A 26,669-nucleotide genomic window follows, 5' to 3' on the forward strand; every position below is an offset into this window, starting at 1 on the left:
ATCATTCAGAGTTAAGTGACGATAGCCTAGGAGATACACCTGTACCCATGCCGAACACAGCAGTTAAGCCCTAGAACGCCGGAAGTAGTTGGGGGTTGCCCCCTGTGAGATAAGGTAGTCGCTTAGCAAGAGATTGAGCCTAGTAGATACTAGGCTCATTTGGGAGTTTAGCTCAGCTGGGAGAGCATCTGCCTTACAAGCAGAGGGTCAGCGGTTCGATCCCGTTAACTCCCATAGGTCCCGTAGTGTAGCGGTTATCACGTCGCCCTGTCACGGCGAAGATCGCGGGTTCGATTCCCGTCGGGACCGTTAAAATAATGAAAATTATTTTAAGACTCGTTAGCTCAGTTGGTAGAGCAATTGACTTTTAATCAATGGGTCACTGGTTCGAGCCCAGTACGGGTCATATTTTGCGGGTTTGGCGGAATTGGCAGACGCACCAGATTTAGGATCTGGCGCTTTACGGCGTGGGGGTTCAAGTCCCTTAACCCGCATAAGAGAATAATAATGAGCCGGCTTAGCTCAGTTGGTAGAGCATCTGATTTGTAATCAGAGGGTCGCGTGTTCAAGTCATGTAGCCGGCATTTTTTTATATAAAGAAAGCAATGCGAACGTAGTTCAGTGGTAGAACACCACCTTGCCAAGGTGGGGGTCGCGGGTTCGAATCCCGTCGTTCGCTTGAGGAGGCCGGGGTGGCGGAACTGGCAGACGCACAGGACTTAAAATCCTGCGATTGGTAACGATCGTACCGGTTCGATTCCGGTCCTCGGCATAGACAAAGGTTGAAAGAAGCACCCTTAGCTCAACTGGATAGAGTACCTGACTACGAATCAGGCGGTTAGAGGTTCGACTCCTCTAGGGTGCATGGTCGCAAGGCTATGTAATAATTGAATAGGAACGAGCACCCTTAGCTCAACTGGATAGAGTACCTGACTACGAATCAGGCGGTTAGAGGTTCGACTCCTCTAGGGTGCATAAAGCGGTAGCTTTAGATCGGGAAGTAGCTCAGCTTGGTAGAGTACTTGGTTTGGGACCAAGGTGTCGCAGGTTCGAATCCTGTCTTCCCGATAGTGTATCGAAAAAGTCTAATGGTTGACATTAGACTTTTTTTGTAGTTATTTTTTTATTAATTTTCAAGAAAAAAGAGCTTGCGCTCTTTCCAACTTTATTTATTTCGCAGTTCAACATAACGGTTATACCAAATTTTGATATATTCCTCAGAAAAGGGACCTTTGTTTTGGTTTATCCAATCTACTAGAACCTTAACATTTTCCTTTAAAATAAAGTCGATGTCATCTGAATAGTGCATTTTTTCTTTATGCTGCTCGTATTCTTCAACATCTAACAATTTTTTTTCACCATTGGTAAAGACTTTGACATCGAGATCATAGTCGATATATTTTAAGGCTTCTTGGTCAATGTGAAAAGGACTTGCTAGGTTACAGTAGTAAGACACACCATTGTCACGGATCATGGCGATGATGTTAAACCAATATTTTTTATGGAAATATACGATCGCTGGTTCACGTGTAATCCAACGTCTACCATCACTTTCAGTAACAAGTGTATGATCATTTACTCCAATAATTGCATTTTCGGTTATCTTTAATACCATGGTGTCACGCCATGTACGGTGTAAACTGCCATCATGTTTATAACTTTGAATTGTAATAAAGTCGCCTTCTTTAGGTAGTTTCATAACTTACCAACTTTCTACAATCTAAGTATATCCTCTATATTGTATCATATTTTTTCAAATTTTTTCTTATTTTTCTATTTAATTTTCAATTTGGTTTATGAATCTAAGTATTCTCTAATGGCTGATGTTATATTACTATAATCGTAGCCTTTTCTGGCTAGTGCCTGAGTCAAGCGTTGTTTGAGGTCATAGCCTTCATATTTTTTACTGTATTTACGGTATTGTTTTTCTAACTCTTTTAGAATGAGCTCATTGGTTGTTTCTTCATCTGTTTCGAGCTCGAGATTTTGGAATGCTATCTTCGCTTGGTTGTATGTAAAGCCTTTTGAAATGAGTGCTTGGATGATTTTCGTTTCAATGGCTTTTAACGGATATTTACCTTGGTATTTTTTTAGGAGTTTTATTGCGGTACGGTAGATCACTTCTGAAAAATCATAGTCTACAAGTATTTCTTGTAGGAGAGATTTTGGGATCCCTTTTTGTTGAATTTTTTGTTGTAATAAGGCAGGGCCCTTATCGCCACTGAGAAGGTTGGCCTCTATCAGGTTTCTTGCATATTGACGATCATCTAACCACTTGTCTTCTTTTAGGTGTTGGACCACTTTATCAATAATGCCACTTTCAATCTCATATTTTGTCAGGTAGTCTCTGACTTCTTTTGTTGTCCGAGCTTTAAAAGAAAGATGGTACAGGGCCAGGTTTTTACCATAGGAGTATTGAGCAAACTCTTGGATTTCTTTTAGTTCTTCTTCACTGATTTCTTTATCTTTGGAAAGGAAATATTTGACGATGGTGTCTTCTGTAATATAAAGTTTTTGATCATTGTCTAATTCCAGGAGGTAGAGTCTTTTTTTCTTTTCTAGTTTTGTAATTTTCATGTTTTTATTATACCGAAAAATGTGTTAAGATAGGGATATGAACGTTAAAGTAAAACAAAAAATTCCTTTGAAAATTAAACGAATGGGAATTAACGGAGAAGGGATTGGCTTTTATAAAAAAACACTTGTCTTTGTGCCAGGTGCTTTGAAGGGAGAAGATATCTTCTGCCAAATTACAAGTGTCAAGAAAAATTTTGCGGAAGCCAAACTCCTATCTGTGAATAAGGCGTCTAAGTTTCGTGTGACGCCCATGTGTGATATCTATGAGACCTGTGGTGGTTGCCAAATCATGCATTTGAAGTATGACAAGCAGCTGGAGTTTAAGACAGATTTATTGCAACAGGCCTTGAAGAAGTTCTCACCTGAAGGCTTTGAACAGTATGATATTCGGCCGACAATTGGAATGCAGGAGCCGCTTTACTATCGGGCAAAATTGCAATTTCAAACAAGGAAATTCAAAGGCCAGGTGAAGGCGGGACTCTATGCTCAAAATTCACATTATTTGGTGGAATTAAAGGATTGTTTGGTTCAAGATCCGGTTATTCAAGCTATCGCCAACGATCTAGCGGATTTATTGACCTATTATCAGATTCCGATTGCTGATGAGCGTAAAGAACTGGGCGTTAGAACTATGATGGTTCGACGGGCTCGGAAGTCTGGGCAAGTTCAGATCATTGTGGTCACTAGTCGTCAGATTAATCTAAACAATTTGGTGCAAGACTTGGTCACGAAACACCCTGAGATTGTCACAGTTGCTGTTAACAAAAATACGTCTCGATCCAGTGAAATTTATGGGGAACAAACGCAGATTATTTGGGGAGAAGAGGCCATTTTGGAAGGTGTTTTGGATTATGAATTCTCCCTGTCTCCTCGAGCCTTTTACCAGTTGAATCCGGAACAAACTGAAGTATTGTATAGTGAGGCGGTTAAGGCTCTAAACGTTTCTCCAGAGGATCATCTTATTGATGCCTACTGTGGGGTTGGAACGATTGGGTTTGCTTTTGCTAATAGAGTGAAAAGTGTTCGGGGGATGGATATTATTCCTGAAGCGATTGAAGATGCCAAATACAATGCTAAACGGATGGGATTTGAGAATACCCACTATGAGGCTGGTACAGCAGAAGAGATCATTCCTCGCTGGTACCAAGAAGGCTATCGGGCTAATGCTGTGATCGTGGATCCACCTCGTACGGGCTTGGGTACAAAATTAATCGAGACCTTGTTGCACTATGCACCTGAAAAGATGGTCTATGTCTCTTGTAATGTCTCTACTTTGGCACGGGATCTAGTGGCTTTGACAAAGGTTTATCAGGTTGAATACATTCAATCAGTGGACATGTTCCCCCATACTGCACGGACAGAAGCAGTTGTGAAATTAGTGAAGAAGTGAAAGAAGAATGGATATTTGGGAAAAACTTTATCTTGAGGCGAAAGCTCTTTATGCGCCTCAAGAGGTTTCAGATTTTGTCTATGCTCGACATGTGGTTGCTGCTGTTGAGGCTGCAGATGGTCAGATTTTTACGGGCTTTTGTATGGAAGGAACCTGTGGCGTCTTTCATTTATGTGCCGAACGAGCAGCTCTCTTCAACATGTATCAACAATCAGGACAAACCAAGGTCAAGCGCATTATTGCTTTTCGAGACAAGCCTCCTTATGGAGAAGGCTCCGGGATGCCTTGTGGAGCCTGTCGTGAATTTCTCCTTGAGCTAGATGCTGAGAATCGTCATCTAGAATTTATGGTGGATTATGAGAGTCGTAAGACCATTACTTTAGGTGAATTGATGCCTCTTTGGTGGGGAGAAGAACGGGCTCGTCAAAGAGAAAATAAAGGGAATGAGTAGAGGAAATAAATAAATGGACAATGTTATTGATGTATCGATTCCAGTTGCTCAAGTTATTGATCAACATCCGGAGGTATTGGATTTGTTGGTGGAGTTGGGCTTTAAACCCTTAGCCAATCCGATCATGCGAAATACAGTTGGGCGCAAGGTTTCCTTAAAACAAGGATCAAAATTAGAAGGTACTCCTATGGAGAAGATTGTGCGAACACTAGAGGCCAATGGCTATGAAGTAGTGGGGCTAGATCAATGAGTGATGAACGAATTCATGTCTTAAGAGATATCTTATTAGAGCTTCATCATGGAGCTTCCCCTGAGTCGGTTCAGGAGCGCTTTGATGCGACCTTTGCAGGGGTGTCTGCGATTGAAATCTCTCTTATGGAGCATGAACTGATGAACTCCGATGCAGGGGTTACTTTTGAAGATGTTATGGAGCTTTGTGATGTCCATGCCAATCTCTTTAAGAATGCGGTTCAAGGGGTCGAAGTAGCAGATACCGACCACCCTGGTCATCCTGTTCAAATCTTTAAACAGGAGAACTTAGCCCTTCGTGCGGCTATGATGCGGGTACGCCGCTTGCTAGACAATTATGAGACAACTGAGGATCCTGAGATGATTCAGGAGATTCATAAGGGCTTGTTACGTCAGCTGGGCTTGGTGGGTCAATTTGACCGGCATTACCGTCGTAAGGAAGAGTTGATGTTTCCGATTATGGAAAAATACGGGCATGATTCCCCACCAAAAGTGATGTGGGGAGTGGATGACCAGATTCGAGAACTCTTTGCGAAAGCTTTGGATGCGGCCAAGAAATTACCGGAATCTAGTATTTCTGAAGTCAAGGAGCTCTTTGAAGCCTTTGCACAAGAGTTTGAGGGCATGATCTTCAAGGAAGAGTCGATCCTCTTGATGATTTTGCTGGAGTCCTTCACCCAGGATGACTGGCTCTCCATTGCAGAAGAAAGTGATGCTTATGGTTATGCCATTATTCTCCCAAGTGAGAAATGGGTGCCAAAACGCGTGGACTTCAAGGAGGAAGCGTCTGAAGAGTCAAAAGGTTTAACTGAACCGCTTCCTTCTTCAAATGGAAGCGAGCACCGTCAGGTCATTGAGACCCCTGAGGGACAATTGACCATTACTTTCACGCCTAAGAAAAAAGAAGAGAGCTTCGATCGCCAACAACCACAACCATTTGGTAATGGCTATTTGTCAGTTGAGCAAGCAAATTTGATCTTGAACCAGTTACCAATGGAGATCACCTTTGTCAATAAGGATGATATTTTCCAATATTACAATGATGCTGCACCTTTTGAGGAAATGATTTTTAAGAGGACGCCATCTCAGGTAGGACGCAATGTGGAGCTGTGTCACCCTCCGAAATACTTGGAGAAGGTCAAAGCGATTATGCAAGGGCTTCGTGAAGGGAAAAAAGACAAGTATGAAATGTGGTTCAAATCAGAATCGCGTGGGAAATTTGTCCATGTCACCTATGCAGCCGTGCGTGATGAAGCTGGAGATTTTCAAGGTGTCTTGGAATATGTTCAGGATATTCAACCTTATCGAGAGATCGATACGGATTTTTATAGAGGAATGGAGTAAAGATGAGTTACGAAACAGAGTTTATGAAGGAGTTTGAGGAGTGGATCAAGACCCAGGTCATGATCAATGAAATGGCTCTCGAAGAAAGTAAGAAGGTTTTTGATGAAGACCAGGATGAGCGAGCTAAAATTGCTATGATTCGCTATGAAAGCCGTTTGGACGCTTATCAGTTCTTGCAAGGAAAGTTTGAAAATTTCCATGCTGGAAAAGGATTTCATGATTTACCAGATGGCCTCTTTGGTGAAAGAAAATATTAAATGGCCTTATTGAAGGCGTTTTACTAGCTAGATTTACCTGAAAATTAAGCAATGACTTGATTTTTTAGGGGATTGTGATACAATAAAAAAGTTGAAATGACATCAACGGATTTTTGAATGGAATGATAGTGATGAAACCTTGTTGCCTTAGGAATTGATCACTGAATTTAGGAGGAAAAATGGCAAAGAAGAACGTAAACCGTGCGAAACAATACAAGCATCAAAATAGACATCTTTTGAAAAAAGCTGTCGCAACTGTAACTGCAGCTGTGAAAGAAGCACCTAAAAAGGTTGAGAAAGCTACAAAAGCAGTGGCGAAAGAAGTGAAACAAGCAGCTTCTTCAGTGGAAGAATTTGCTGCAAGTTTGGAAGGTGTGGCACTTGATCGTGCGCAAACATTCTATGATGAAGGTATTCGCTCTGTTGCGGACTTCGCAAACTGGACAGAAAAAGAGTTGTTGGCCCTTAAAGGAATCGGCCCAGCTACAATCAAGAAATTGAAAGAACTAGGCGTTAAATTTAAATAATTGCTTTTATGATTTCTTGCTATTTCCAGGAAAACTTGCTAAAATGAACCTATTAGAGGTGTTTTGAATTCCACATTTTACAGAAAGTGGCGGTGCTGAGAAGTCCACAAATGTGTCAAAACTGGTTGCTAATGGATGAAAATGAAATAAACAAAGTTGCGGGCATTGCCCGAAATTGGGTGGTACCGCGGATCAACACATTCGTCCCTGTCAGATTAATGACAGGGACGATTTTTATTTTATCCCCCTAGCTGAAGGAGCTTGTCATGAAACAATCTTTTAACACCAGTAAACTCTACTATGGCTTTCCTATCTTCATCCTGGGGTATCAGGACAAGAACTTTGGACATAATATCACGACCTGCAGTTCCTCTTATAGCTTGGGCGATTGGCTGGTCATCGGGGTTGGTAGTGAGGAAAATGCGGCTGACCAGATTAAGCATTATCAACAGTTCACTGTCAACATCCCTGATGAAAATCTCATGCTTGAGACGGAACAGGCTGGCTTTATCAGTCATCGGGAGAAATTGAAACACCTGGGGCTTGACTACGAGATTTCTGAACGGACCCAGGCTCCGATTTTAGAGGCTTGTCCAGTCGTTTTGGATTGCCAGGTAGATCGAATTATCGAGGAAGATGGCATCTGCCATATCTTTGCTAAGATTCTTGAGAGACTGGCTGATACAGAGCTCTTAGATGACAAGGGGCATTTTAAAAATGACCGTTTTGCGCCGACTTACTTTATGGGGGACGGACATCAGCTCGTTTACCGTTATCTAGATGACCGAGTCGACCCCATGGGAAGCTTTATGAAGAAAGCGAGGAAAAAGAATGACAAGAGCAACATTACCTGAACGAATCGAAACGGAGCGTCTAGTCTTACGAGTCCGAACAGTGGCGGATGCTGAGGACATCCATGCCTACGCCAGTCTTCCAGAAGTCTCTTACCCAGCAGGCTTCCCACCCGTCAAGACCTTGGAAGATGAGATTTATTATCTAGAGCATATCCTTCCCGAGCGCAATCAAAAAGAAAATCTTCCAGCTGGTTACGGCATTGTGGTCAAAGGAACCGATAAAATCATTGGCTCTGTTGACTTCAACCATCGCCACGAAGACGATGTGCTGGAGATTGGCTATACCTTGCACCCAGACTATTGGGGCCGGGGTTATGTACCCGAAGCAGCGCGTGCTTTGATTGATCTAGCTTTTAAAGAATTGAACCTTCACAAGATAGAATTGTCTTGCTTTGGTTACAACCTTCAAAGTCAACGAGTCGCGGAAAAGCTTGGCTTTACCCTTGAAGCTCGTATCCGAGACCGCAAAGATGCTCAAGGTAACCGCTGTGACAGTCTGATATATGGATTGCTGAAGAGTGAGTGGGAGGTGGATTGATGCATATTTTCATCATTGGAGCTCCAGCTTCAGGGAAAATGACCATTGGTCAGGAACTTTCGAAACTCACCGGTGCGACTCTCTTTTTCAACCATCAACCAATTGATTTCGCACTCGAAATCTATCAGGATTTTACGGAAGAAATGTGGGAATTTGTTCGTAGCGTTAACTTTTCTTTTCTTGGAACAAGCGCCAGGCATCATCGGTCGGTGATTTTAACAGGCGTAACTGATTTTTCAAATCAATACCATTTGATGTATTTGAAGGACATTCAAGATTTGTTAAATGAGTATCATCAGCAGATTCTTTTTGTTGAATTAGAAACGTCTCTGGAGGAGCGATTACGTCGAAATCGGACAGAGAATCGGTTGAAATACAAACCCTTGAAACGGTATGTTGAGGTATCTGAAAGAGAGATTTTAGAGACTGATAAAACGGATCAACTTAATTCCCAAAAGCAACCGAGTGGTCTTTACCACTACCTTAAAATTGATAATACGAATCTGTCCGCAGAAGAAGTTGCAAAGCAGATTCAAGAAAAAATGAAAACAATAGAGAAAGGACACACACATGTCTAAAGAACTTTCACCTAAATATAATCCAGCCGAGGTTGAGGCTGGTCGTTACCAAAAATGGCTTGATGAGGATGTTTTCAAGCCTTCAGGCGATAAAAAGGCTAAGCCTTACTCAATCGTTATTCCACCGCCAAACGTAACTGGTAAGCTTCACCTTGGTCACGCTTGGGATACTACTTTGCAAGATATCATCATCCGTCAAAAACGGATGCAAGGTTTCGACACGCTTTGGCTTCCTGGTATGGACCATGCTGGGATTGCCACTCAAGCTAAAGTAGAAGCGCGTTTGGCTGAAGATGGCATCTCTCGTTATGACCTGGGCCGTGAAAAATTCCTTGAGAAAGTCTGGGAATGGAAAGACGAATATGCGACGACTATCAAGGAACAATGGGGCAAGATGGGGCTCTCTGTAGACTATTCTCGTGAGCGTTTCACCCTTGATGAAGGGTTGTCAAAAGCCGTTCGTAAGGTCTTTGTAGAGCTCTACAAGAAGGGCTGGATCTACCGTGGTGAATTTATCATCAACTGGGATCCAAAAGCTCGTACAGCCCTTTCTGATATCGAGGTTATTCACAAGGATGTGGAAGGTGCCTTCTACCACATGAACTACATGTTGGAAGACGGTTCACGTGCCCTTGAAGTAGCAACAACACGCCCTGAAACTATGTTTGGGGATACAGCCGTAGCGGTTAACCCAAATGATGACCGTTATAAAGATTTGATTGGTAAAAATGTTATCTTGCCAATCTTGAACAAGCCAATCCCAATTGTTGGAGACGAACACGCAGACCCTGAATTCGGTACTGGTGTGGTGAAAATCACTCCTGCCCACGACCCGAATGACTTCTTGGTTGGTCAACGTCATAATCTTCCGCAAGTGAACGTTATGAACGATGATGGTACCATGAATGAATTGGCTGGTGAATTCAACGGCATGGACCGCTTTGAAGCTCGTAAGGCTGTTATCAAGAAGTTAGAAGAAATCGGTGCGCTTGTTAAGATTGAGAAGATGACCCACTCAGTTGGTCACTCAGAGCGTACTGGAGTTATGGTTGAGCCACGCTTGTCTACGCAATGGTTCGTGAAGATGGACCAATTGGCGAAAAATGCTATCGCAAACCAAGATACAGACGACAAAGTAGAATTCTACCCACCTCGTTTCAACGATACCTTCCTTCAATGGATGGAAAATGTCCACGATTGGGTTATTTCTCGTCAGCTCTGGTGGGGTCACCAAATCCCTGCCTGGTACAATGCTGAGGGTGAAATGTACGTCGGCGAAGAAGCCCCAGAAGGTGACGGATGGAAACAGGATGAAGACGTCTTGGACACTTGGTTCAGTTCTGCCCTTTGGCCATTCTCAACTATGGGCTGGCCGGATGTCGACTCAGAAGACTTCAAACGTTACTTCCCAACGTCAACCTTGGTTACAGGTTACGACATCATCTTCTTCTGGGTGTCCCGTATGATATTCCAATCATTGGAATTCACAGGTCGTCAGCCATTCCAAAATGTCCTTATCCACGGTCTCATTCGTGACGAGCAAGGACGCAAGATGTCGAAATCTCTTGGTAACGGTATCGACCCAATGGATGTTATCGAGAAATACGGTGCTGATGCCCTTCGTTGGTTCCTTTCAAACGGTTCTGCACCAGGGCAAGACGTGCGCTTCTCTTATGAGAAAATGGATGCTTCATGGAACTTCATTAACAAGATTTGGAACATCTCTCGCTATATCCTTATGAACAATGAAGGTTTGACCTTGGATGTGGCGCGTGAAAATGTAGCTAAAGTGGCTGCTGGTCAAGCAGGTAATGTCACAGACCGTTGGATTCTCCACAACCTCAATGAAACCATTGGAAAAGTTACTGAGAACTTTGACAAGTTCGAATTTGGTGTGGCTGGTCACATCCTCTACAACTTCATCTGGGATGAGTTTGCGGACTGGTATGTTGAGTTGACTAAGGAAGTGCTTTACAGCGACAATGAGGACGAAAAAGTCATCACTCGTTCGGTTCTTCTTTACACCTTGGATCAAATCTTGCGTCTCCTTCACCCAATCATGCCATTCGTAACTGAGGAAATCTACGGCCAAATCTCTGAAGGAACGATCGTGACTGCTGAATACCCAGTGGTTCGTCCAGAGTTTGAAAACGAGGAAGCAGCAGCTGGCGTTGAAGCTCTCAAAGATGTGATTCGCTCCGTTCGTAACTCACGTGCAGAAGTGAACGTAGCGCCAAGTAAGCCGATCACTATCTTGATCAAGACAAGCGACAGCAAGCTCGATGCTTTCTTTAATGATAATGTCAACTACATCAAACGCTTCACAAACCCAGAACACTTGGAAATTGCAGCAGATGTAGAAGTTCCTGACTTGGTTATGTCAAGTATCATCACAGGCGCAGAAATCTACTTACCACTCGCTGATCTTCTTAATGTCGAAGAAGAATTGGCTCGCCTTGAAAAAGAATTAGCCAAATGGCAAAAAGAACTCGACATGGTTGGTAAGAAACTTAGCAACGAACGCTTCGTAGCCAATGCCAAACCAGAAGTCGTCCAAAAAGAACGCGACAAACAAGCCGACTACCAAGCGAAGTACGACGCGACAGTCGCACGTATCGATGAGATGAAGAAGTTGGTGAAATAAACCTAGAAACACGGCGGTATGCCGTGTTTTTTTGGTATAATGAAATCAATATCTATTGATGGAGAAAGTTATGTCTAAACACCCTCACTATGAATTGTTAAACTTGATTGGCTATGGTCTTGCTAAGTTTGATGATACTTTTATAAAGGAATTTCAATGCTCTAGTAAATCCGAGTTTTATCGTTACATAGTTTCTTTAGGCGTTGCAGAAACAACGGGTGTCGTCAAAAATAGAATGGATTTATTCGACCCCTATTTTGATAACAATCGAAAAGGTTGGTGGCAAAAAGCTGAAGTCTACCGTTTTCGAAAAGATTTAATTGACACGATGTTTGGAAATGAGGATGTTCACGGTTTTGCAGAAATAGTCAAAATGCTGCTTGCAAGTGAAGGGAAGAAAACAGGTATAACCATCGTTGAAAAGCCAATCGTTCGTACGAAATTCAAACGCCTACAAGAAACTGGAATGGAAGCAGAGAATTATTTCATACACCATTTTGATAAGGAAGAAAAATTTCAAGGTGGCCAATTGACTGATGCCCGTCTTTATGGTGATGGATATGATTTCCAAGTAGATGTTCAAGAACATTCATACCTTGCTGAGGTTAAAGGTATCCGAAAACCTAAAGGACGTATTCGTTTGACCTCCAAAGAATTTGAGAAAGCTAAGGAATATCAATCAGATTTTATTCTATCTCTAGTCACTAATCTCGACGATATTCCAAGATTGGTATTGATTGATAATCCACTTAACCATTTTGAATTTGAAAAAAATGTTATTAAAAATGAAGTCGTTGAATATAGAAGTTTGGAAGATTTATATTAATGAATGTAAACGTATCAGCGCTTACTACACTTACTGATATGAGCTCATAGATGGAATGGGATAACCATAGATAGAGTAATTTAAAAAAATTGGTTAAGTTTCTCTTTTTTACAAAAACACCACCTCCTAGTCTTTAGGAGGTGGTGTCATGCTTTAGACCATTTTCCAGAAATAATCAATGATATAGGTTAGGCCGTAGGTGTAGATGACCAGGGTGATGGGTTTGCAGAGGATGATAATGGTCATGTAGCGTTTGAAAGTCATATTGGTCAGACCTGCCAGCATACAGATGAAGTCGGCAGGACTAACGGGCCAGATCATCATGAAGATAAAGAAGCGATCGAACCGCTTGCCTTCATTAAGCCAGCCAATGTACTTGTCATAGGTCTTCTGACTGACCATGGATTGGACGAACTTAGGTCCGTACATTCTCGCAAGGTGGAAAATAATGGCACAGCCGATCACGATACCGATGTAATTGTAGATAGTCCCAATGATGTGACCGTAGATGAAAACACCTGCTACAGATGTCAGGGCACCGGGAATAATAGGGACCACTGTCTGAAGGATCTGAAGAAAGATAAAGAGAGGTGGTCCAAAGATGCCTGCTTGGAGAATAAAAGCAGACAGGGTTTCCTTGGATTGGAGAATGCCAGCAAAGTAGGCCCAGATACAAAAGGCCAAGGTCCCAAGAGCTCCAATGATGGACGACCAATTAATGATACGCTGGAGAAGAGGAGAGACCTCTTTTAAGTTTGTTTGTTTCATAAAAAATTCCGAGTTCTTTTTCTTCTACTATATCATGTTTTTGGAACTTTGTAAGGATTTTGTCTATTTTTTGAGCAGTGAAATTGACCTGATAGGAGTCTGTCGTTGTTTTAGTCGTGAAGCGAGTGCAAAATGGGTCTTTTTATGCTACAATGAAAGGAGTATAAAAAATGGAGAAAAACGTGTCAATCGAAAATTACAAACCAGATTTTGCGGTGGAAGCAGCCTATGATCTCACCGTTACAGACTTGAAAAAACAAGGTATTAAGGCGGTCCTTGTGGATTTGGATAATACCTTGATTGCTTGGAATAATCCGGATGGGACTCCCGAGATGCGCCAGTGGTTGCATGACCTTCGTGATGGAGGGATTCGGGTTATCGTGGTGTCTAATAATAGTCCCAAACGGGTCAAGCGAGCTGTTGAGAAATTTGATATTGACTATGAAGCTTGGTCGCTCAAGCCCTTTACCTTTGGGATTGATCGTGCCCTCAAACGTTTCCACTATGAGAAAAATGAAGTGGTCATGGTCGGGGATCAACTGATGACCGATATCCGGGCTGCCCATCGTGCAGGCATTCGTTCGATTTTGGTCAAGCCTTTGGTTGAGCATGACTCGATTAAGACCCAGATCAACCGGGCGCGTGAACGCCGAGTCATGAAGCAAATGGCCGAGAAATATGGTCCGATTGTATACAAAAAAGGAATTTAAGAATGGAAGAATTATTCTGTATTGGCTGTGGAGCCCCCATTCAGACAGAAAACAAAGAGGGGCTAGGCTATACTCCCCAATCAGCTCTTGAAAAGGGCTTGGAAACAGGCGAAGTATACTGCCAACGCTGTTTCCGTCTGCGTCACTATAATGAAATCACAGATGTGCATCTGACAGATGATGATTTCCTAAAACTCCTTCACGAAGTAGGAGATAGTGATGCTCTCGTGGTCAATGTAGTGGATATTTTTGATTTTAATGGATCCGTTATCCCTGGCCTACCACGCTTTGTAGCAGGAAATGATGTCCTCTTGGTCGGAAACAAAAAAGACATCTTGCCCAAGTCTGTCAAGGATAGCAAGGTGACCCACTGGTTGATGGAACGGGCCCACGAAGAAGGCATGCGTCCTGTTGATGTGGTCCTCACCTCTGCTCAAAATAAGAGTGCGATCAAGGACTTGATGGAAAAGATCGAGCAGTACCGTAAGGGCCGTGACGTCTATGTGGTGGGTGTGACCAACGTAGGGAAATCGACCCTCATCAATGCAATCATCCAAGAAATCACTGGAGACAAGGATATCATCACGACCTCTCGCTTCCCAGGGACGACACTGGACAAGATCGAAATCCCATTGGACGATGGATCCTACATCTACGATACCCCAGGGATTATCCATCGCCACCAGATGGCTCATTACTTGACAGCAAAAAATCTCAAGTATGTCAGCCCTAAAAAGGAAATCAAGCCTAAGACTTATCAGCTTAATCCAGAGCAAACCCTCTTCTTGGGTGGTCTAGGACGTTTTGACTTTATTAAGGGGGAAAAGCAAGGTTTCACCGCTTTCTTTGATAACGAACTCAAGCTTCACCGAACCAAGCTAGAGGGCGCGACCGCCTTTTATGACAAGCATGTCGGCGGCCTATTAACTCCACCCAATAGCAAGGAAAAAGAAGAATTCCCGCCTTTGATTTCCCATGAGTTTACCATCAAGGACAAGACAGACCTGGTCATCTCAGGACTCGGCTGGATCCGCGTCAATGGAGAAGCCAAAGTAGCCGTCTGGGCACCAGAAGGCGTCGCCGTCGTTACCCGCAAAGCTATTATTTAAAAAACAGGAAAAAATATATCTGAAGAGCGAACAAAGTGAGCTCATAAAGAGATCGTTATTGTCGTGGTGTAGTTGCCAATCGATCGATTGGCAAGGGCAAAATGGAGACCAAGGCTCCATTTTGAGGTGAGGAAATCCATTTTTCAAAGATGAGATCTTTGAAAAATTAGTTCCGGCCGTCCCCACCACTTAAAATAACGATCAAAAAAAGGAAGTAAAAATATGACATTAACATCTAAACAACGGGCTTTCCTCAATAGCCAAGCCCACAGCCTCAAGCCCATTATCCAAATCGGGAAGAATGGGCTCAATGACCAAATCAAAACCAGTGTGCGCCAAGCGCTTGATGCGCGCGAACTGATCAAAGTGACCCTTCTTCAAAATACGGATGAGAATATCCATGAAGTAGCCGAAATCTTGGAAGAGGAAATCGGTGTGGAAACTGTCCAAAAGATTGGTCGGATTCTCATCTTGTTCAAACAATCGAGCAAAAAAGAAAATCGTAAAATTTCAGCGAAGGTAAAAGAAATTTAGGACATCGAGGAGAGCAAACCTATGGCAATTGAACTATTGACTCCCTTTACCAAGGTAGAGTTAGAGCCAGAGATCAAAGACAAGAAACGCAAACAAGTTGGTATTTTGGGTGGAAATTTCAATCCGGTCCATAATGCCCATTTGGTCGTTGCGGATCAAGTGCGCCAACAATTAGGGTTAGATAAGGTGCTCTTGATGCCTGAGTATGAGCCGCCGCATGTCGATGCCAAGGGGACGATTGCAGAGCACCATCGCCTTAAGATGCTGGAATTAGCCATTGAAGGCATTGAAGGTCTGGAGATCGAGACGATTGAACTCGAGCGGAAAGGGATTTCCTATACCTACGACACCATGCTCTTGCTCAATGAACGCGATCCAGACACAGATTATTACTTCATCATTGGTGCAGATATGGTAGATTATTTACCAAAATGGCACCGCATCGATGAATTGGTGGAGATTGTGCAATTTGTCGGAGTACAGCGACCACGCTATAAGGCAGGAACTTCTTATCCGGTGATCTGGGTGGATGTTCCTCTCATGGACATCTCCTCTAGTATGGTACGTGATTTTGTAGCCAAAGGCCGGACGCCGAATTTTATGTTGCCAAAACCAGTCTTGGACTACATCAAGAAAGAAGGATTGTATCAATGACCTATGAAAACTATCTAGGCTTTTCTCGTGAGGTCTTGCTTGAAAAAATGCGTCAAATCCTGCCAGAAAAACGGTTAACCCACTGTTTAGGGGTTGAGAAGGCTGCGCGTGACTTGGCCAAACGCTATGGGGCTGACGAAGAGCAGGCTGGCCTAGCAGGTCTCTTACATGACTACGCCAAGAAATTATCAGATCAGGAATTTCTGGACTTGATTGATCGCTATGAGCTGGATCCAGCATTAAAAAACTGGGGTAACAATGTCTGGCATGGGATGGTCGGGATTTATAAGATCCAAGAAGATCTAGGACTGACAGATCCAGCCATTCTTCGCAGTATTGAGATTCATACGGTTGGGAGTGATCAGATGTCAACCTTAGACAAGATTGTCTATGTGGCAGATTACATTGAGCATAACCGGGCCTTTCCAGGGGTAGATCAAGCTCGTGAAATCGCCCAAGTCTCCTTGGATCGTGCGGTGGCCTATGAGACGGCTCGCACAGTCGAACACTTGGCCCACCAAGGACTGCCCATTTATCCCCAAACCATCGAAACCTATAATGCCTTTGTGAAGTATTTGAAAGAGGAGCAGTGAGTGAAGACAGCTTTTATCATTATTGATGTACAAAATATCTTAGTGGAAACAGGTTTTGAGACAGAAAAGCTCTTAGAGAAGATCGCTTATTTGCAAGATCAGGCTAGAAAAGAGCAGATTGAAATTATCTACATGCAGCATATTGAAACGCCTGAGGCTTTAACTTCGGAAGATTGGCAATTATCTCCTCTGTTGAAAAGACAGGAGAATGAAAAGGTGTTTCAGAAGCGATACAATAGCATATTTAAAGAGACAGGATTAAAAGAATACTTGGATCAACAAGAGATTGAACAACTGGTCCTGTGTGGTATGCAGACAGAATATTGTGTCGATACATCCGTCAAAGTGGGATTTGAATATGGCTACAAGCTGGTCATTCCAGAAGGAGCTGTCACAACCTTTGATGGAGAGGATATTCCGGCAGAAACGCTTAATGAATTTTATGAAAATATTTGGGCAGAACGTTTTGCGGATGTCTTAGATTACAAATCAATTTTTTAAGGAAAGAGGATTACATGAAAGAAAAAGAACTACTTGAACTAGTTGTCAAAGCAGCAGATGAAAAGCGTGCAGAAGACATTGTAGCTTTGGATGTTCAAAGCTTAACCAGCGTGACAGATTACTTTGTCATCGCAAGCTCTATGAACAGCCGCCAATTGGAGGCTATCGCTGAAAATATTCGCGAGAAGGTCGTTGAAGCTGGTGGCAATGCCAGCCACGTCGAAGGTGATTCAGCTGGAGGTTGGGTCCTTCTTGACTTAGGTGGTGTAGTAGTCCATGTCTTCTCAGAAGAAATGCGTGCCCACTATAACCTAGAAAAGCTATGGCACGAAGCAAGTGCTGTCAATCTTTCAGCAGCCTTAGCATAAGCAGGTAAACTCAGTTGGTAGCAACTGAGTTTTGTTGGTTAAATTGAAATTCTATGGAAAGAAAGGATGGGGCCTCGTGTTTGGTTATTTTCTTAATTGAACACGAGCTAAAAGCTGTGAGAAAAAGAGTAACTTCCTTTGTATCTGAGGATAGGGCAGAAAGTTTCCTATTTTCTCTTTGCTTTTAATGCTCTTTGTATCTTAGAAAGGATTTGAACCCGTCCTGTAATCCTCGGAAAATAGATAGCTCTCCTTGGAGCTTAGCTCCATCGTCGTGCTCCTAATTTTCTATCGGATTACGGGCGGACTTGGTATCATGAATATGGCGACTTATGAAACGTTTGCGGCGGTCTACGATGCGGTCATGGATGACAGTCTGTATGATTTGTGGACGGATTTTTCTCTCCGGCATCTTCCTAAAAGCAAGGACCGGAAAAAATTACTGGAATTGGCTTGTGGGACAGGGATCCAGTCTGTCCGCTTTTCCCAAGCTGGTTTTGATGTGACTGGGCTTGATTTGAGTGCGGATATGTTGAAGATTGCCGAAAAGAGAGCTGCTTCAGCCAAGCAGAAGATTGATTTTATCGAGGGCAATATGCTGGACCTATCGCAAGCAGGCACTTATGACTTTGTAACCTGCTACTCGGATTCTATCTGTTATATGCAGGATGAGGTGGAAGTAGGAGACGTCTTTAAAGAAGTGTATAATGCCCTCAATGAGGACGGAGTCTTTATCTTTGATGTCCATTCGACCTATCAGACAGATGAGGTGTTTCCAGGCTATTCTTACCACGAAAACGCAGAAGACTTTGCCATGCTTTGGGATACCTATGAGGATGCAGCCCCTCACTCGATCGTCCATGAGCTGACCTTCTTTGTCCAAGAAGAGGATGGCTCCTTTAGTCGGCACGATGAAGTTCATGAGGAACGCACCTATGAAGTTTTAACCTATGACATTTTATTGGAGCAGGCTGGCTTTAAATCTTTCAAATTGTATGCAGACTTTGAAGACAAAGCGCCAACAAAGACCAGCAAACGTTGGTTTTTTGTAGCACAGAAGTAGGAAAACATGACAGTTACAGGAATTATTGCAGAATTTAATCCCTTTCATAATGGACACAAGTACCTGCTGGAACAGGCAGAAGGGCTGAAGATTGTGGTCATGTCTGGGAATTTTGTTCAACGTGGCGAGCCTGCCATTGTAGACAAGTGGATTCGCGCGCAGATGGCTTTGGAAAATGGAGCGGATCTGGTGGTCGAGCTCCCCTTTCTCGTGGCTGTTCAATCGGCGGATCATTTTGCCAAGGGAGCGGTAGAAATCTTATCCCGTCTGGGAATCGACCAATTGACTTTTGGGACAGAAGCGGTCTTAGATTACCAAGCGATTGCGAGTGTTTATTCGGAGAAAGAGGCGGAAATGGAAGCTTTCTTGCGAAATCTTCCAGAAGATTTATCCTATCCACAAAAGACCCAAAAAATGTGGGAAACCTTTGCTGGAGTGGAGTTCACAGGAGATACTCCCAACCATATTCTGGGCTTGGCCTATGCCAAGGCTTGTGCTGGGAAGGGGATTGCGCTCAAGGCTATCCAACGGCAAGGTGCAGGCTACCATTCAGAAGAAAAAGAGGTGGCCTATGCTTCTGCGACTAGTCTACGCCTACACAAGGAAGATCAAGACTTTGTCGCTAAATTCATGCCCAATAGTCAACTCTTTCAGTCGGCACCACAGGTGTCTTGGGAGGATTATGACCAACTGCTCCGTTATCAAATCCTAACCCATCCGGATCTGACACAGATTTTTCAAGTCAATGAGGAACTGGCCAATCGGATAAAGGATGCGGTTCGAAGTGCTAGCACTGTGGAAGACCTGGTGGAGAAAGTCGCAACCAAGCGTTATACTAAGGCGCGTGTGCGCCGCATCTTGACCTACATCTTGGTAGGGGCGATGGATCAAGCTCTTCCCGATGCCATTCATGTCTTAGGATTTTCCGCAAAGGGACAAGCTCACCTCAAAGGCTTGAAAAAATCAGTAGAAATCGTGACTCGAATCGGTAAGGAACCTTGGGATGGTTTGACTCAGCAAGCAGATCAGGTGTATCAGCTAGGCCATCCCCAATTGCGAGATCAGATCTGGGGTCGGGTGCCCGTGAGAGTGGAAGATCAATAAAGGGTGAATAGTCGAGCAACTACAATTGGAAGGATACGCAAAAAACTCTTCCAAGTCTTGTGATTTGTGATATAATATAAAAGATTGAAAATAATTTGAAAAAATTTAAGGAGAATCCTCATGGGACGTAAATGGGCCAATATTGTTGCCAAGAAAACTGCCAAAGATGGTGCCAACTCAAAAGTGTATGCTAAATTTGGTGTGGAGATCTATGTAGCTGCTAAAAAGGGTGAACCAGATCCAGAACTAAATACTGCTTTGAGATTCGTTATTGACCGTGCGAAACAAGCACAAGTGCCAAAACACGTGATTGATAAAGCGATCGATAAGGCAAAAGGAAACACTGACGAAACCTTTACAGAAGGACGTTACGAAGGATTTGGACCAAACGGTTCGATGTTGATCGTTGATACCTTGACTTCAAACGTCAACCGTACAGCTGCCAATGTCCGTGCTGCTTTTGGTAAAAATGGTGGTAACATGGGAGCTTCAGGTTCTGTATCTTACCTCTTTGACAACAAAGGTGTTATCGTCTTTGCTGGTGATGATGCGGATGCAATCTTTGAACTTTTGCTTGAAGCAGATGTTGATGTAGATGATGTCGAAGCAGAAGAAGGAACGATCACAGTCTACACTGCACCAACTGATCTTCACAAAGCGATCGTTGCTTTGCGTGAATCAGGTGTCGAAGAATTCCAAGTAACTGAATTGGAAATGATTCCTCAATCAGAAGTTGAGTTGTCAGGTGAAGATTTGGAAACATTTGAAAAACTTTACAGCGTTCTTGAAGACGACGAGGACGTACAAAAAATCTACACAAACGTAGATGGATTCTAATCACTCGTAAGGACTGTAGTGAATCCCATAAATTAAGAAAAAGGATAGCTTCTCAGATCAAGCTATCCTTTTTCTCTGTTTGATGAGGAACTATCTTTTGTAAGTGATGTCCTGTATAAGCGTAAATACGGGTCAGGGGTGATTGGGAGAGTGTGGAAACCTTAAAATAGAAATAATGGTCTCGATGATCCCGACTTTTGGTGTGGTGAAGACGAAAGTAGTTTCGCTGGCCTGTTGCCATAGAGTGGAGAATATCGTCTTCTAAAAAGACGAGCGGCGTAGAAGTAGCGGCCCACTTGTAAAAGTCCATCTCAAATTGGTGGTAATTCTCCGAAAAATAATCAAATTGTAATTCGTGTTTAGTCTGAATAGGTTTCATAGGCTGTTTCCTCAGATTCAATAAAAATGATAGAGTCTACGAGGAGACGGTGGTAGTGGCCATCGCTTTTGAGAAGAACCTCAGAAGCAGATAAGGTGTGAATCGAACCTGTGTAGGTTGCAAATTGATTCCCCTCTAGAATTGTGATCGAGATCGTCGTTTGTTGTTGAAAGGCCTGCTCCAGGAGCTGGATCTGTTCAGCAAGTGGAAGAATTGTGATCTGACTGCGGTCAATTTCTTTTGTCTGCAGGACAGTTGTGTGCTCGGATAAAAAGAAGCCAGCCCATTTGGCCATGCCACGATCTTGAAATTCACGGGCGGATTGATAAGGGAGATAAGAACGGTCGATCATGTTAATCCATCTAAGCCTCCTGCGGAATGTCCGCCTGTTAGTTTACTGCGTGCAATGGCACGTGAGTTTTCTAGTAATGAGGAGCCTTTCTGAAGAGAGGTAAAGCCAAATTGATCCCGAATGCGGTCAATGGTCTGTTGGAGTTTTTCCTCTTTTTCCAGAGCTACTGGATCATCGAAGAGAGAAAAGAGTTGAAGAGACTCCTCGACAAGTTCTCCATAAAAAACACCAATCTGCCGAATGGCGCCTCCTTCGTACTTGGAGCGAAAGAGCCGCAGAACCGTATCGGATAAAACCTTGGTGGATTGGGTAGGCTCAATTTTTTGCTGGCAGTGAATGGACGGAAGCCCCTCGATTTTGGAGTAGGAGGCATGAATGGAGACCAGTTGGGTCTTCTTTTTTTTCCGTCGCAAGCGAATAGCCACCTGTTCAGCCATCTCCCGAAACACCAGTTCAATGTCGGCTTGTAGATGGTAGTCATAGGGCAAGATTTGAGAGTTACCAATACCTCGTGACTTCGGACGATAAGGCTTGTGGACATTGCTTTCATCAATGCCATGAGAATGGAACCACAGTTGAAGGCCCATGACTCCGAATTCTTTCTTTAAGAGATCTGGATGAGCCTGGGCCAGTTCAGCAATCGACGTGATCCCGATTTTTTGCAATCGTTTTTCAGTACGACGTCCAATGCCCCAAAAATCAGTGAGCTGGGGCAGTTTCCAGACCTTACTTTCTACATCTTCATAAGACCAATTGGAGCGCATATTTCGGCAATGCTTGGCTTCATTGTCCAAGGCTAGCTTGGCAAGAAGGGGATTGGCATTGCTGAGGCCGATGGTAGAGTAGATGCCAGTTTCCTGCCAGATCCTTTTTTGGATCCTGGCAGAAAGGAGATCCAGTTTTTCCTTTCGAGAGAGGGAGGGATCTGGAATAAAATAATTTAAGGAAGAGGTCAGATCGATAAAGCCTTCGTCAATCGAGTAAGGGAAAATATCATCTGGTGCCGCAAATTCCTGAAAGACCTTCTGAATTTCCATATTGACCTGAATGTAAGCATTCATCCGTGGAGGCACAATCAGGGTTCTCTTAGCCCAGGATTCAATGGATGCAATAAAGGCTGGATCTGTGGGCAATCCTTGTTTTTTGGCGGCGTAGCTATTAAATTTTCTGGTTTTGAGGTCAAAAGGTAGGTCGTAGCTACGGCTGACATTTTTCTTGCCAAAGACTTGTTTGAAAACGGGAGAGCTCGCCAAAATCAGACCAGCAGAATTGTCGCTCCGACTCATGACGCAAAGAGAAGTCGTCAAGGGATTGAGCCCTAGACGGACACATTCACAACTGGCATAAAAACTTTTCATATCCACAAAAGCAATATCAGAATGAGGCTCACGTGAATAATCAAATAGCATATTTAAACCTCGAGTGGAAGAAAATGCCCGACCACAATACCGACGATTTTGGGCTCGTCTTCATAGGGAGCAAATAAATCATCGTAGTCAGGGTTGATGGATTCTAAGCGCAAACCTTCCGCTTCCCGATAGACTTTCTTGATGTAAGTTTTTCCATTCCACATGAGGGCGTAGACAGCCCCATCGTAGTCGAATCCAGTCTGCTTCATGAGGGCAACAGAGCCGTTGGGATAGAGAGGTTCCATCGAATCTCCGGATACCCAAGAGGCGAAATCGTGCTGGATCTCTTGGTCAAAATAGACAGTTTCATAGTCCGTTTCGTTGTCATAAAAGGTGTGTCCCAAACCGGCTGCTAGCTCAATCGAAAGAACCTTATAAGCTGTCAAGGAGACAACTTTTTGCTGCTGTTCCAATAACTGGCTGGCCAACTGGTCGACTTTCTTTTGATGAGGTGGGGTTAATAAAGGGTAGGTGTAGAGTGCGGAGTCTTTGTTAATAAAGTAGTCCTCTTTAACGGAGAGGCGCTTGGCCAACCTCCTGAGATTTTTTTCGTGTGGCTCCGCTAAGCCATTCTCCCAACTGGAGTAGGTCTTGCGAGAAATCTTGAGATTCTCGTAGACACCAGCTTGGGTCAAGCCTTTTTCCAGGCGTCTTTCTTTTAGTTTTTTTGCATCAAACATGTTAGTTCTCCTATGTAACGTTTTAAAGGTTACATATAGTTTATCAAAAATGAATCCTTTTTGCAAGAGAAAAATTCAGTTGAAAACGAATGAAAAGACTTGATTTTGATTGAAAAAAGAGTATAATCATTTCTAAAATGTCTATAAATGAGGAACTATATGAAAAAAAGTTTTATCCACCAACAAAAAGAAATTTCGTTTGTTAAAACGACGTTTACACAATATTTAAAAGATAAATTGGACATCATTGAAGTCCAAGGGCCAATTTTGAGCAAGGTCGGAGACGGGATGCAGGATAACCTTTCTGGGATTGAACATCCGGTATCTGTAAAGGTCCTTCAAATTCCTGATGAGACTTATGAAGTCGTGCATTCACTTGCAAAATGGAAACGCCATACCTTGGCACGTTTTGGTTTTGGCGAAGGAGAAGGTCTCTTTGTCCATATGAAGGCCCTTCGTCCGGATGAAGATTCGCTAGACGCTATCCACTCTGTTTATGTAGACCAATGGGACTGGGAAAAAGTCATCCCAAATGGTCAACGCAACATTGCCTACCTTAAAGAAACGGTTGAAAAGATCTACAAGGCGATTCGTTTGACAGAACTAGCAGTAGAAGCGCGCTATGATATTGAATCAGTTCTTCCAAAACAAATTACCTTCGTTCACACAGAAGAGTTGGTGGAACGCTATCCAGATTTAACTCCAAAAGAGCGTGAAAATGCTATTGCCAAAGAATTCGGAGCCGTTTTCTTGATCGGGATTGGTGGAGAGCTTGCAGATGGCAAACCACACGATGGCCGTGCACCTGACTACGATGACTGGACAACAGAGTCTGAAAATGGCTACAAGGGCTTGAATGGTGATATCCTCGTCTGGAATGACGTTCTAGGTTCAGCCTTTGAGTTGTCTTCAATGGGGATCCGTGTCGATGAAGATACGCTTCGCCGTCAAGTTGCGATCACAGGGGACGAGGATCGTCTCCAATTAGAGTGGCACAAGGCTTTGTTAAATGGTCTTTTCCCACTTACAATTGGTGGAGGGATCGGACAATCTCGTTTGGCTATGTTCTTGCTTCGTAAGAAACATATCGGTGAAGTCCAAACTAGTGTCTGGCCTCAATCTGTCCGCGATGAATATGAAAATATCCTATAAGGAAAGAAAGAGTCGAGCAAAGTGCTCGGCTCTTTTAATTGTCGCTTGACCATATCAAATCGCAATTTTCTGATTTTTTTTGGTATAATGGTCCCTATGAAAATAGTATCTGGAACCTATGGGGGACGTCCCCTCAAAACACTTGAAGGAAAAACAACCAGGCCGACTTCTGATAAGGTCAGAGGGGCCATGTTCAATATGATTGGTCCTTACTTTGACGGTGGAAGAGTGCTGGATCTCTATGCTGGAAGCGGTGGGCTCTCTATCGAAGCCGTTTCTCGAGGCATGTCAGAGGCCGTTCTAGTGGAAAGAGATCGTAGAGCGCAGGAGATTGTAGCAGCCAATATTGCCATGACCAAGGAAAAGGAACGGTTTCAACTGCTAAAAATGGAGGCCAAGCAGGCCTTGGGCCTCCTAACAGGCACCTTTGACTTGGTGTTCTTGGACCCTCCGTATGCCAAGGAAGAGATTGTTCGTGATATCGAAACCTTGTGCGAGCGTCAACTCTTGTCAGAGGACGTCATGATTGTGTGCGAAACTGATAAACACGTAGAACTTCCTGAGGAAATCGGACAAGTGGGAATCTGGAAAGAAAAAATCTATGGAATTAGTAAGGTAACAGTATATGTCAGATAGAAGTGGATTGTTTACAGGATCGTTTGATCCGATTACCATTGGGCATGTGCAATTGATCGAGCGAGCTAGTCGCTTGTTTGACCGTGTCTATGTCGGAATTTTTTATAATCCGGAAAAAGTCGGACTCTTTTCCATTGAGCAGCGCTTGCGCATGGTGAAAGGGGCCCTGGCTCATTTAGAAAATGTTGAAATTGTGACGTCAACTCAAGAGTTAGCTGTGACAGTGGCGCGCAATCTTGGGGTTATCACCTTGATCCGGGGCTTGCGCAATGCACAGGATCTGGTATACGAAGCCAATATGGATTATTTTAATCACCAGTTGGCGCCTGAATTGGAGACGGTTTATCTTTATGCCCAGCCTCCTTACCAGGCCATTAGTTCAACACGTATTCGAGAGTTGCTAGCTTTTCAGCAAGATATCTCACCTTATGTACCAAAGAGTGTAATGGAGGAAATCAAAGATGACACAAGCGAATAAACCAAGCTTGACCCCTAAAAAGAAAGAGGGACTGTTGAAAGAATACCGATGGCCGATTGCAGGCGTTCTTTTCTTGCTCCTCTTGCTAGCTGCTTTTGTGATTCGCCTTCCCTATTATATTGAGATGCCGGGTACGGCCGAAGACATTCGATCGGTCATGACAGTCGATGGAAAAATGGATACCAAGTCAGGATCCTATGACTTTGTAACCGTAGCAGTGAAAGAAGCGACTCCGGCTGATTTGATCTATGCTTGGGCGACACCTTTTACAGATATCTACTCTGCCAAGGATATGACAGGTGGTAGTTCGAGCCAAGAATTTACGCGGATTAACCAATTCTATATGGAAACCTCGCAAAATATGGCCATCTACCAAGGGCTAAAGACAGCTGGAAAAGAAACCCAGATGGACTTTCTAGGTGTTTATGTCATGCAAGTGGCAGATGATTCGACCTTTAAGGGAATCTTGAACATTGCAGATACCGTCACCGGTGTGAATGGCAAGACCTTTAAGAGTTCCAAAGAATTGATTGACTATGTTGGTTCTCAAAAAATTGGCGACCCTGTTTCGGTGACCTATATTGAGGATGGACAAACCAAGACCGCAGACGGAAAGATCATCAAATTGTCCAACGGGAAAAACGGAATTGGAATTAGCCTGATCGACCGGACTGAAGCCAAAGGCGATGTTCCTGTCCAATTTGCGACTCAAGGAATTGGTGGACCAAGTGCCGGTATGATGTTTAGCCTAGCCATCTACACCCAAGTGGCTGATCCAGATCTTCGTCAGGGACGCCATATTGCAGGGACAGGAACCATTAACCAAGATGGAACGGTTGGCGATATCGGTGGGATTGACAAGAAAGTCGTCGCAGCCGATAAAGAAGGAGCAGAAATTTTCTTTGCCCCTAATAATCCAGTTTCCAAAGAAGAAAAGAAAGCCAATCCCAAGGCCAAATCAAACTATGAAACAGCTAAAGAAGCAGCGAAACAAATTCATTCGAAGATGAAAATTGTCCCCGTCAAAACCCTTCAAGATGCCATTGATTATTTGAAGAAGAAGTAGAAGTATCTTGCTAGATAAGTCTCGTACTTGAAAGTACGAGG

The 26,669-nt window shown here is 43.4% G+C and carries 32 protein-coding genes, 10 tRNA genes and 1 rRNA gene; 36 read left to right on the forward strand and 7 right to left on the reverse strand.

Annotated features, from left to right (window positions below):
• Positions 1 to 11 precede the first annotated feature (11 nt).
• From rrf to QM870_RS01535, 11 genes are all read left to right on the forward strand, one after another.
• A 5S ribosomal RNA gene (rrf, locus tag QM870_RS01485) occupies positions 12 to 127 on the forward strand.
• A gap of 34 nt (positions 128 to 161) precedes the next feature.
• A tRNA-Val gene (locus QM870_RS01490) sits at positions 162 to 234 on the forward strand.
• 2 nt (positions 235 to 236) lie between these two features.
• Positions 237 to 309: transfer RNA gene (locus QM870_RS01495), tRNA-Asp, on the forward strand.
• Positions 310 to 333: 24 nt separating this feature from the next.
• Positions 334 to 406, forward strand: a tRNA-Lys gene (locus QM870_RS01500).
• Between the two features lie 6 nt (positions 407 to 412).
• Positions 413 to 494: transfer RNA gene (locus tag QM870_RS01505), tRNA-Leu, on the forward strand.
• A 17-nt stretch (positions 495 to 511) separates the two neighbouring features.
• Positions 512 to 584, forward strand: a tRNA-Thr gene (locus tag QM870_RS01510).
• 23 nt (positions 585 to 607) lie between these two features.
• Positions 608 to 679, forward strand: a tRNA-Gly gene (locus QM870_RS01515).
• A gap of 7 nt (positions 680 to 686) precedes the next feature.
• Positions 687 to 772, forward strand: a tRNA-Leu gene (locus QM870_RS01520).
• Between the two features lie 19 nt (positions 773 to 791).
• Positions 792 to 865, forward strand: a tRNA-Arg gene (locus tag QM870_RS01525).
• 36 nt (positions 866 to 901) lie between these two features.
• A tRNA-Arg gene (locus tag QM870_RS01530) sits at positions 902 to 975 on the forward strand.
• Between the two features lie 19 nt (positions 976 to 994).
• Positions 995 to 1,068: transfer RNA gene (locus QM870_RS01535), tRNA-Pro, on the forward strand.
• Between the two features lie 97 nt (positions 1,069 to 1,165).
• Here the strand turns inward: QM870_RS01535 and ntdP are convergent.
• Both ntdP and recX read right to left on the reverse strand, forming a co-directional pair.
• On the reverse strand, positions 1,166 to 1,699 hold the full coding sequence (gene ntdP, locus QM870_RS01540) for a nucleoside tri-diphosphate phosphatase (protein ID WP_003005798.1): 534 nt from the start codon (positions 1,697 to 1,699) through the stop codon (positions 1,166 to 1,168).
• 95 nt (positions 1,700 to 1,794) lie between these two features.
• Positions 1,795 to 2,577 (reverse strand): recombination regulator RecX, encoded by a 783-nt coding sequence (recX, locus tag QM870_RS01545; protein ID WP_155200251.1) that lies wholly within the window; start codon positions 2,575 to 2,577, stop codon positions 1,795 to 1,797.
• A gap of 37 nt (positions 2,578 to 2,614) precedes the next feature.
• On the opposite strand from recX, the gene rlmD reads away from it, so the two are divergent.
• The 11 genes from rlmD to QM870_RS01600 all read left to right on the forward strand — a co-directional run bounded on the left by rlmD (position 2,615) and on the right by QM870_RS01600 (position 12,235).
• Positions 2,615 to 3,967 carry a 23S rRNA (uracil(1939)-C(5))-methyltransferase RlmD gene (rlmD, locus tag QM870_RS01550; protein WP_414368302.1) on the forward strand — a complete coding sequence of 451 codons (1,353 nt, stop codon included), beginning with the start codon at positions 2,615 to 2,617 and terminating at the stop codon, positions 3,965 to 3,967.
• Between the two features lie 7 nt (positions 3,968 to 3,974).
• Positions 3,975 to 4,418 carry a cytidine deaminase family protein gene (locus tag QM870_RS01555; protein WP_021152718.1) on the forward strand — a complete coding sequence of 148 codons (444 nt, stop codon included), beginning with the start codon at positions 3,975 to 3,977 and terminating at the stop codon, positions 4,416 to 4,418.
• 13 nt (positions 4,419 to 4,431) lie between these two features.
• Entirely contained in the window at positions 4,432 to 4,668 is a 237-nt protein-coding gene (locus QM870_RS01560; RefSeq protein ID WP_003014300.1) for a DUF1858 domain-containing protein, read from the forward strand.
• Positions 4,665 to 6,011, forward strand: a complete 1,347-nt coding sequence (locus tag QM870_RS01565; RefSeq protein ID WP_214260133.1) for a DUF438 domain-containing protein — start codon at positions 4,665 to 4,667, stop codon at positions 6,009 to 6,011. Before QM870_RS01560 ends, QM870_RS01565 begins: the two co-directional genes overlap by 4 nt.
• A 2-nt stretch (positions 6,012 to 6,013) precedes the next feature.
• On the forward strand, positions 6,014 to 6,268 hold the full coding sequence (locus QM870_RS01570; protein WP_013903179.1) for a DUF1912 family protein: 255 nt from the start codon (positions 6,014 to 6,016) through the stop codon (positions 6,266 to 6,268).
• Positions 6,269 to 6,447: 179 nt separating this feature from the next.
• On the forward strand, positions 6,448 to 6,795 hold the full coding sequence (locus QM870_RS01575) for a helix-hairpin-helix domain-containing protein (RefSeq protein WP_003011968.1): 348 nt from the start codon (positions 6,448 to 6,450) through the stop codon (positions 6,793 to 6,795).
• A 266-nt stretch (positions 6,796 to 7,061) separates the two neighbouring features.
• Entirely contained in the window at positions 7,062 to 7,649 is a 588-nt protein-coding gene (locus tag QM870_RS01580) for a flavin reductase family protein (RefSeq protein ID WP_195486984.1), read from the forward strand.
• Positions 7,627 to 8,187 (forward strand): GNAT family N-acetyltransferase, encoded by a 561-nt coding sequence (locus QM870_RS01585; protein ID WP_195486985.1) that lies wholly within the window; start codon positions 7,627 to 7,629, stop codon positions 8,185 to 8,187. The genes QM870_RS01580 and QM870_RS01585 overlap by 23 nt, the downstream gene beginning before the upstream one ends.
• A complete protein-coding gene (locus tag QM870_RS01590; protein WP_070594361.1) occupies positions 8,187 to 8,765 on the forward strand; it encodes an AAA family ATPase in 579 nt (192 codons plus the stop codon). Before QM870_RS01585 ends, QM870_RS01590 begins: the two co-directional genes overlap by 1 nt.
• A complete protein-coding gene (locus QM870_RS01595) occupies positions 8,758 to 11,409 on the forward strand; it encodes a valine--tRNA ligase (RefSeq protein WP_070594362.1) in 2,652 nt (883 codons plus the stop codon). Before QM870_RS01590 ends, QM870_RS01595 begins: the two co-directional genes overlap by 8 nt.
• Before the next feature lie 70 nt (positions 11,410 to 11,479).
• Entirely contained in the window at positions 11,480 to 12,235 is a 756-nt protein-coding gene (locus QM870_RS01600) for a protein NO VEIN domain-containing protein (RefSeq protein WP_173019418.1), read from the forward strand.
• A gap of 153 nt (positions 12,236 to 12,388) precedes the next feature.
• Here the strand turns inward: QM870_RS01600 and QM870_RS01605 are convergent, their stop codons facing one another.
• Positions 12,389 to 13,003, reverse strand: coding sequence for a TVP38/TMEM64 family protein (locus tag QM870_RS01605; RefSeq protein WP_155200247.1), 615 nt, complete (start codon positions 13,001 to 13,003; stop codon positions 12,389 to 12,391).
• Positions 13,004 to 13,185: 182 nt separating this feature from the next.
• Here QM870_RS01605 and QM870_RS01610 point away from each other — a divergent pair, with 182 nt between their 5' ends.
• The 10 genes from QM870_RS01610 (at position 13,186) to QM870_RS01655 (ending at position 20,476) form a co-directional block, all read left to right on the forward strand.
• On the forward strand, positions 13,186 to 13,713 hold the full coding sequence (locus tag QM870_RS01610; RefSeq protein WP_118095844.1) for a YqeG family HAD IIIA-type phosphatase: 528 nt from the start codon (positions 13,186 to 13,188) through the stop codon (positions 13,711 to 13,713).
• 2 nt (positions 13,714 to 13,715) lie between these two features.
• The gene (yqeH, locus tag QM870_RS01615; RefSeq protein WP_031575855.1) at positions 13,716 to 14,822 is read left to right on the forward strand and encodes a ribosome biogenesis GTPase YqeH; all 1,107 of its coding nucleotides are present in this window, start codon (positions 13,716 to 13,718) and stop codon (positions 14,820 to 14,822) included.
• A gap of 222 nt (positions 14,823 to 15,044) precedes the next feature.
• Positions 15,045 to 15,356, forward strand: a complete 312-nt coding sequence (gene yhbY, locus QM870_RS01620; RefSeq protein ID WP_003005853.1) for a ribosome assembly RNA-binding protein YhbY — start codon at positions 15,045 to 15,047, stop codon at positions 15,354 to 15,356.
• A gap of 21 nt (positions 15,357 to 15,377) precedes the next feature.
• A complete protein-coding gene (locus QM870_RS01625; protein WP_003012335.1) occupies positions 15,378 to 16,010 on the forward strand; it encodes a nicotinate-nucleotide adenylyltransferase in 633 nt (210 codons plus the stop codon).
• Positions 16,007 to 16,603 carry a bis(5'-nucleosyl)-tetraphosphatase (symmetrical) YqeK gene (yqeK, locus tag QM870_RS01630; RefSeq protein WP_155200245.1) on the forward strand — a complete coding sequence of 199 codons (597 nt, stop codon included), beginning with the start codon at positions 16,007 to 16,009 and terminating at the stop codon, positions 16,601 to 16,603. Before QM870_RS01625 ends, yqeK begins: the two co-directional genes overlap by 4 nt.
• The gene (locus tag QM870_RS01635) at positions 16,604 to 17,104 is read left to right on the forward strand and encodes a cysteine hydrolase family protein (protein WP_118396855.1); all 501 of its coding nucleotides are present in this window, start codon (positions 16,604 to 16,606) and stop codon (positions 17,102 to 17,104) included.
• A gap of 14 nt (positions 17,105 to 17,118) precedes the next feature.
• The gene (rsfS, locus tag QM870_RS01640; protein ID WP_155167943.1) at positions 17,119 to 17,472 is read left to right on the forward strand and encodes a ribosome silencing factor; all 354 of its coding nucleotides are present in this window, start codon (positions 17,119 to 17,121) and stop codon (positions 17,470 to 17,472) included.
• Between the two features lie 322 nt (positions 17,473 to 17,794).
• Positions 17,795 to 18,535 (forward strand): class I SAM-dependent DNA methyltransferase, encoded by a 741-nt coding sequence (locus tag QM870_RS01645; RefSeq protein ID WP_320911329.1) that lies wholly within the window; start codon positions 17,795 to 17,797, stop codon positions 18,533 to 18,535.
• A gap of 6 nt (positions 18,536 to 18,541) precedes the next feature.
• Complete coding sequence (locus tag QM870_RS01650) at positions 18,542 to 19,639, forward strand: nucleotidyltransferase (protein WP_414368309.1); 1,098 nt, start codon at positions 18,542 to 18,544, stop codon at positions 19,637 to 19,639.
• 120 nt (positions 19,640 to 19,759) lie between these two features.
• Positions 19,760 to 20,476, forward strand: coding sequence for a YebC/PmpR family DNA-binding transcriptional regulator (locus tag QM870_RS01655; RefSeq protein WP_003005873.1), 717 nt, complete (start codon positions 19,760 to 19,762; stop codon positions 20,474 to 20,476).
• Between the two features lie 52 nt (positions 20,477 to 20,528).
• Here QM870_RS01655 and QM870_RS01660 read toward each other — a convergent pair whose 3' ends face one another.
• From QM870_RS01660 to QM870_RS01675, 4 genes are read right to left on the reverse strand one after another with little or no spacing between them, the layout of a single operon-like run.
• The gene (locus tag QM870_RS01660; protein ID WP_151191040.1) at positions 20,529 to 20,855 is read right to left on the reverse strand and encodes a DUF5960 family protein; all 327 of its coding nucleotides are present in this window, start codon (positions 20,853 to 20,855) and stop codon (positions 20,529 to 20,531) included.
• A complete protein-coding gene (locus QM870_RS01665) occupies positions 20,836 to 21,207 on the reverse strand; it encodes a hypothetical protein (protein WP_151191039.1) in 372 nt (123 codons plus the stop codon). The genes QM870_RS01660 and QM870_RS01665 overlap by 20 nt, the downstream gene beginning before the upstream one ends.
• The gene (locus tag QM870_RS01670) at positions 21,204 to 22,616 is read right to left on the reverse strand and encodes a Y-family DNA polymerase (RefSeq protein ID WP_151191038.1); all 1,413 of its coding nucleotides are present in this window, start codon (positions 22,614 to 22,616) and stop codon (positions 21,204 to 21,206) included. Before QM870_RS01670 ends, QM870_RS01665 begins: the two co-directional genes overlap by 4 nt.
• 2 nt (positions 22,617 to 22,618) lie before the next feature.
• A complete protein-coding gene (locus QM870_RS01675) occupies positions 22,619 to 23,296 on the reverse strand; it encodes a helix-turn-helix domain-containing protein (RefSeq protein ID WP_414368314.1) in 678 nt (225 codons plus the stop codon).
• Positions 23,297 to 23,455: 159 nt separating this feature from the next.
• On the opposite strand from QM870_RS01675, the gene asnA reads away from it, so the two are divergent.
• From asnA to QM870_RS01695, 4 genes are all read left to right on the forward strand, one after another.
• Positions 23,456 to 24,448: an aspartate--ammonia ligase gene (asnA, locus tag QM870_RS01680; RefSeq protein WP_003005888.1), complete on the forward strand. Its 993-nt coding sequence runs from the start codon at positions 23,456 to 23,458 to the stop codon at positions 24,446 to 24,448.
• Between the two features lie 96 nt (positions 24,449 to 24,544).
• On the forward strand, positions 24,545 to 25,084 hold the full coding sequence (gene rsmD / locus QM870_RS01685) for a 16S rRNA (guanine(966)-N(2))-methyltransferase RsmD (RefSeq protein ID WP_037599242.1): 540 nt from the start codon (positions 24,545 to 24,547) through the stop codon (positions 25,082 to 25,084).
• Positions 25,074 to 25,562, forward strand: a complete 489-nt coding sequence (gene coaD, locus QM870_RS01690; protein WP_414368318.1) for a pantetheine-phosphate adenylyltransferase — start codon at positions 25,074 to 25,076, stop codon at positions 25,560 to 25,562. The genes rsmD and coaD overlap by 11 nt, the downstream gene beginning before the upstream one ends.
• Complete coding sequence (locus QM870_RS01695) at positions 25,546 to 26,628, forward strand: SepM family pheromone-processing serine protease (protein WP_414368321.1); 1,083 nt, start codon at positions 25,546 to 25,548, stop codon at positions 26,626 to 26,628. The genes coaD and QM870_RS01695 overlap by 17 nt, the downstream gene beginning before the upstream one ends.
• Positions 26,629 to 26,669 lie beyond the last annotated feature (41 nt).

Origin of the sequence: Streptococcus parasanguinis (assembly GCF_047463195.1) — a bacterium.
GTDB lineage: Bacteria > Bacillota > Bacilli > Lactobacillales > Streptococcaceae > Streptococcus > Streptococcus parasanguinis_R.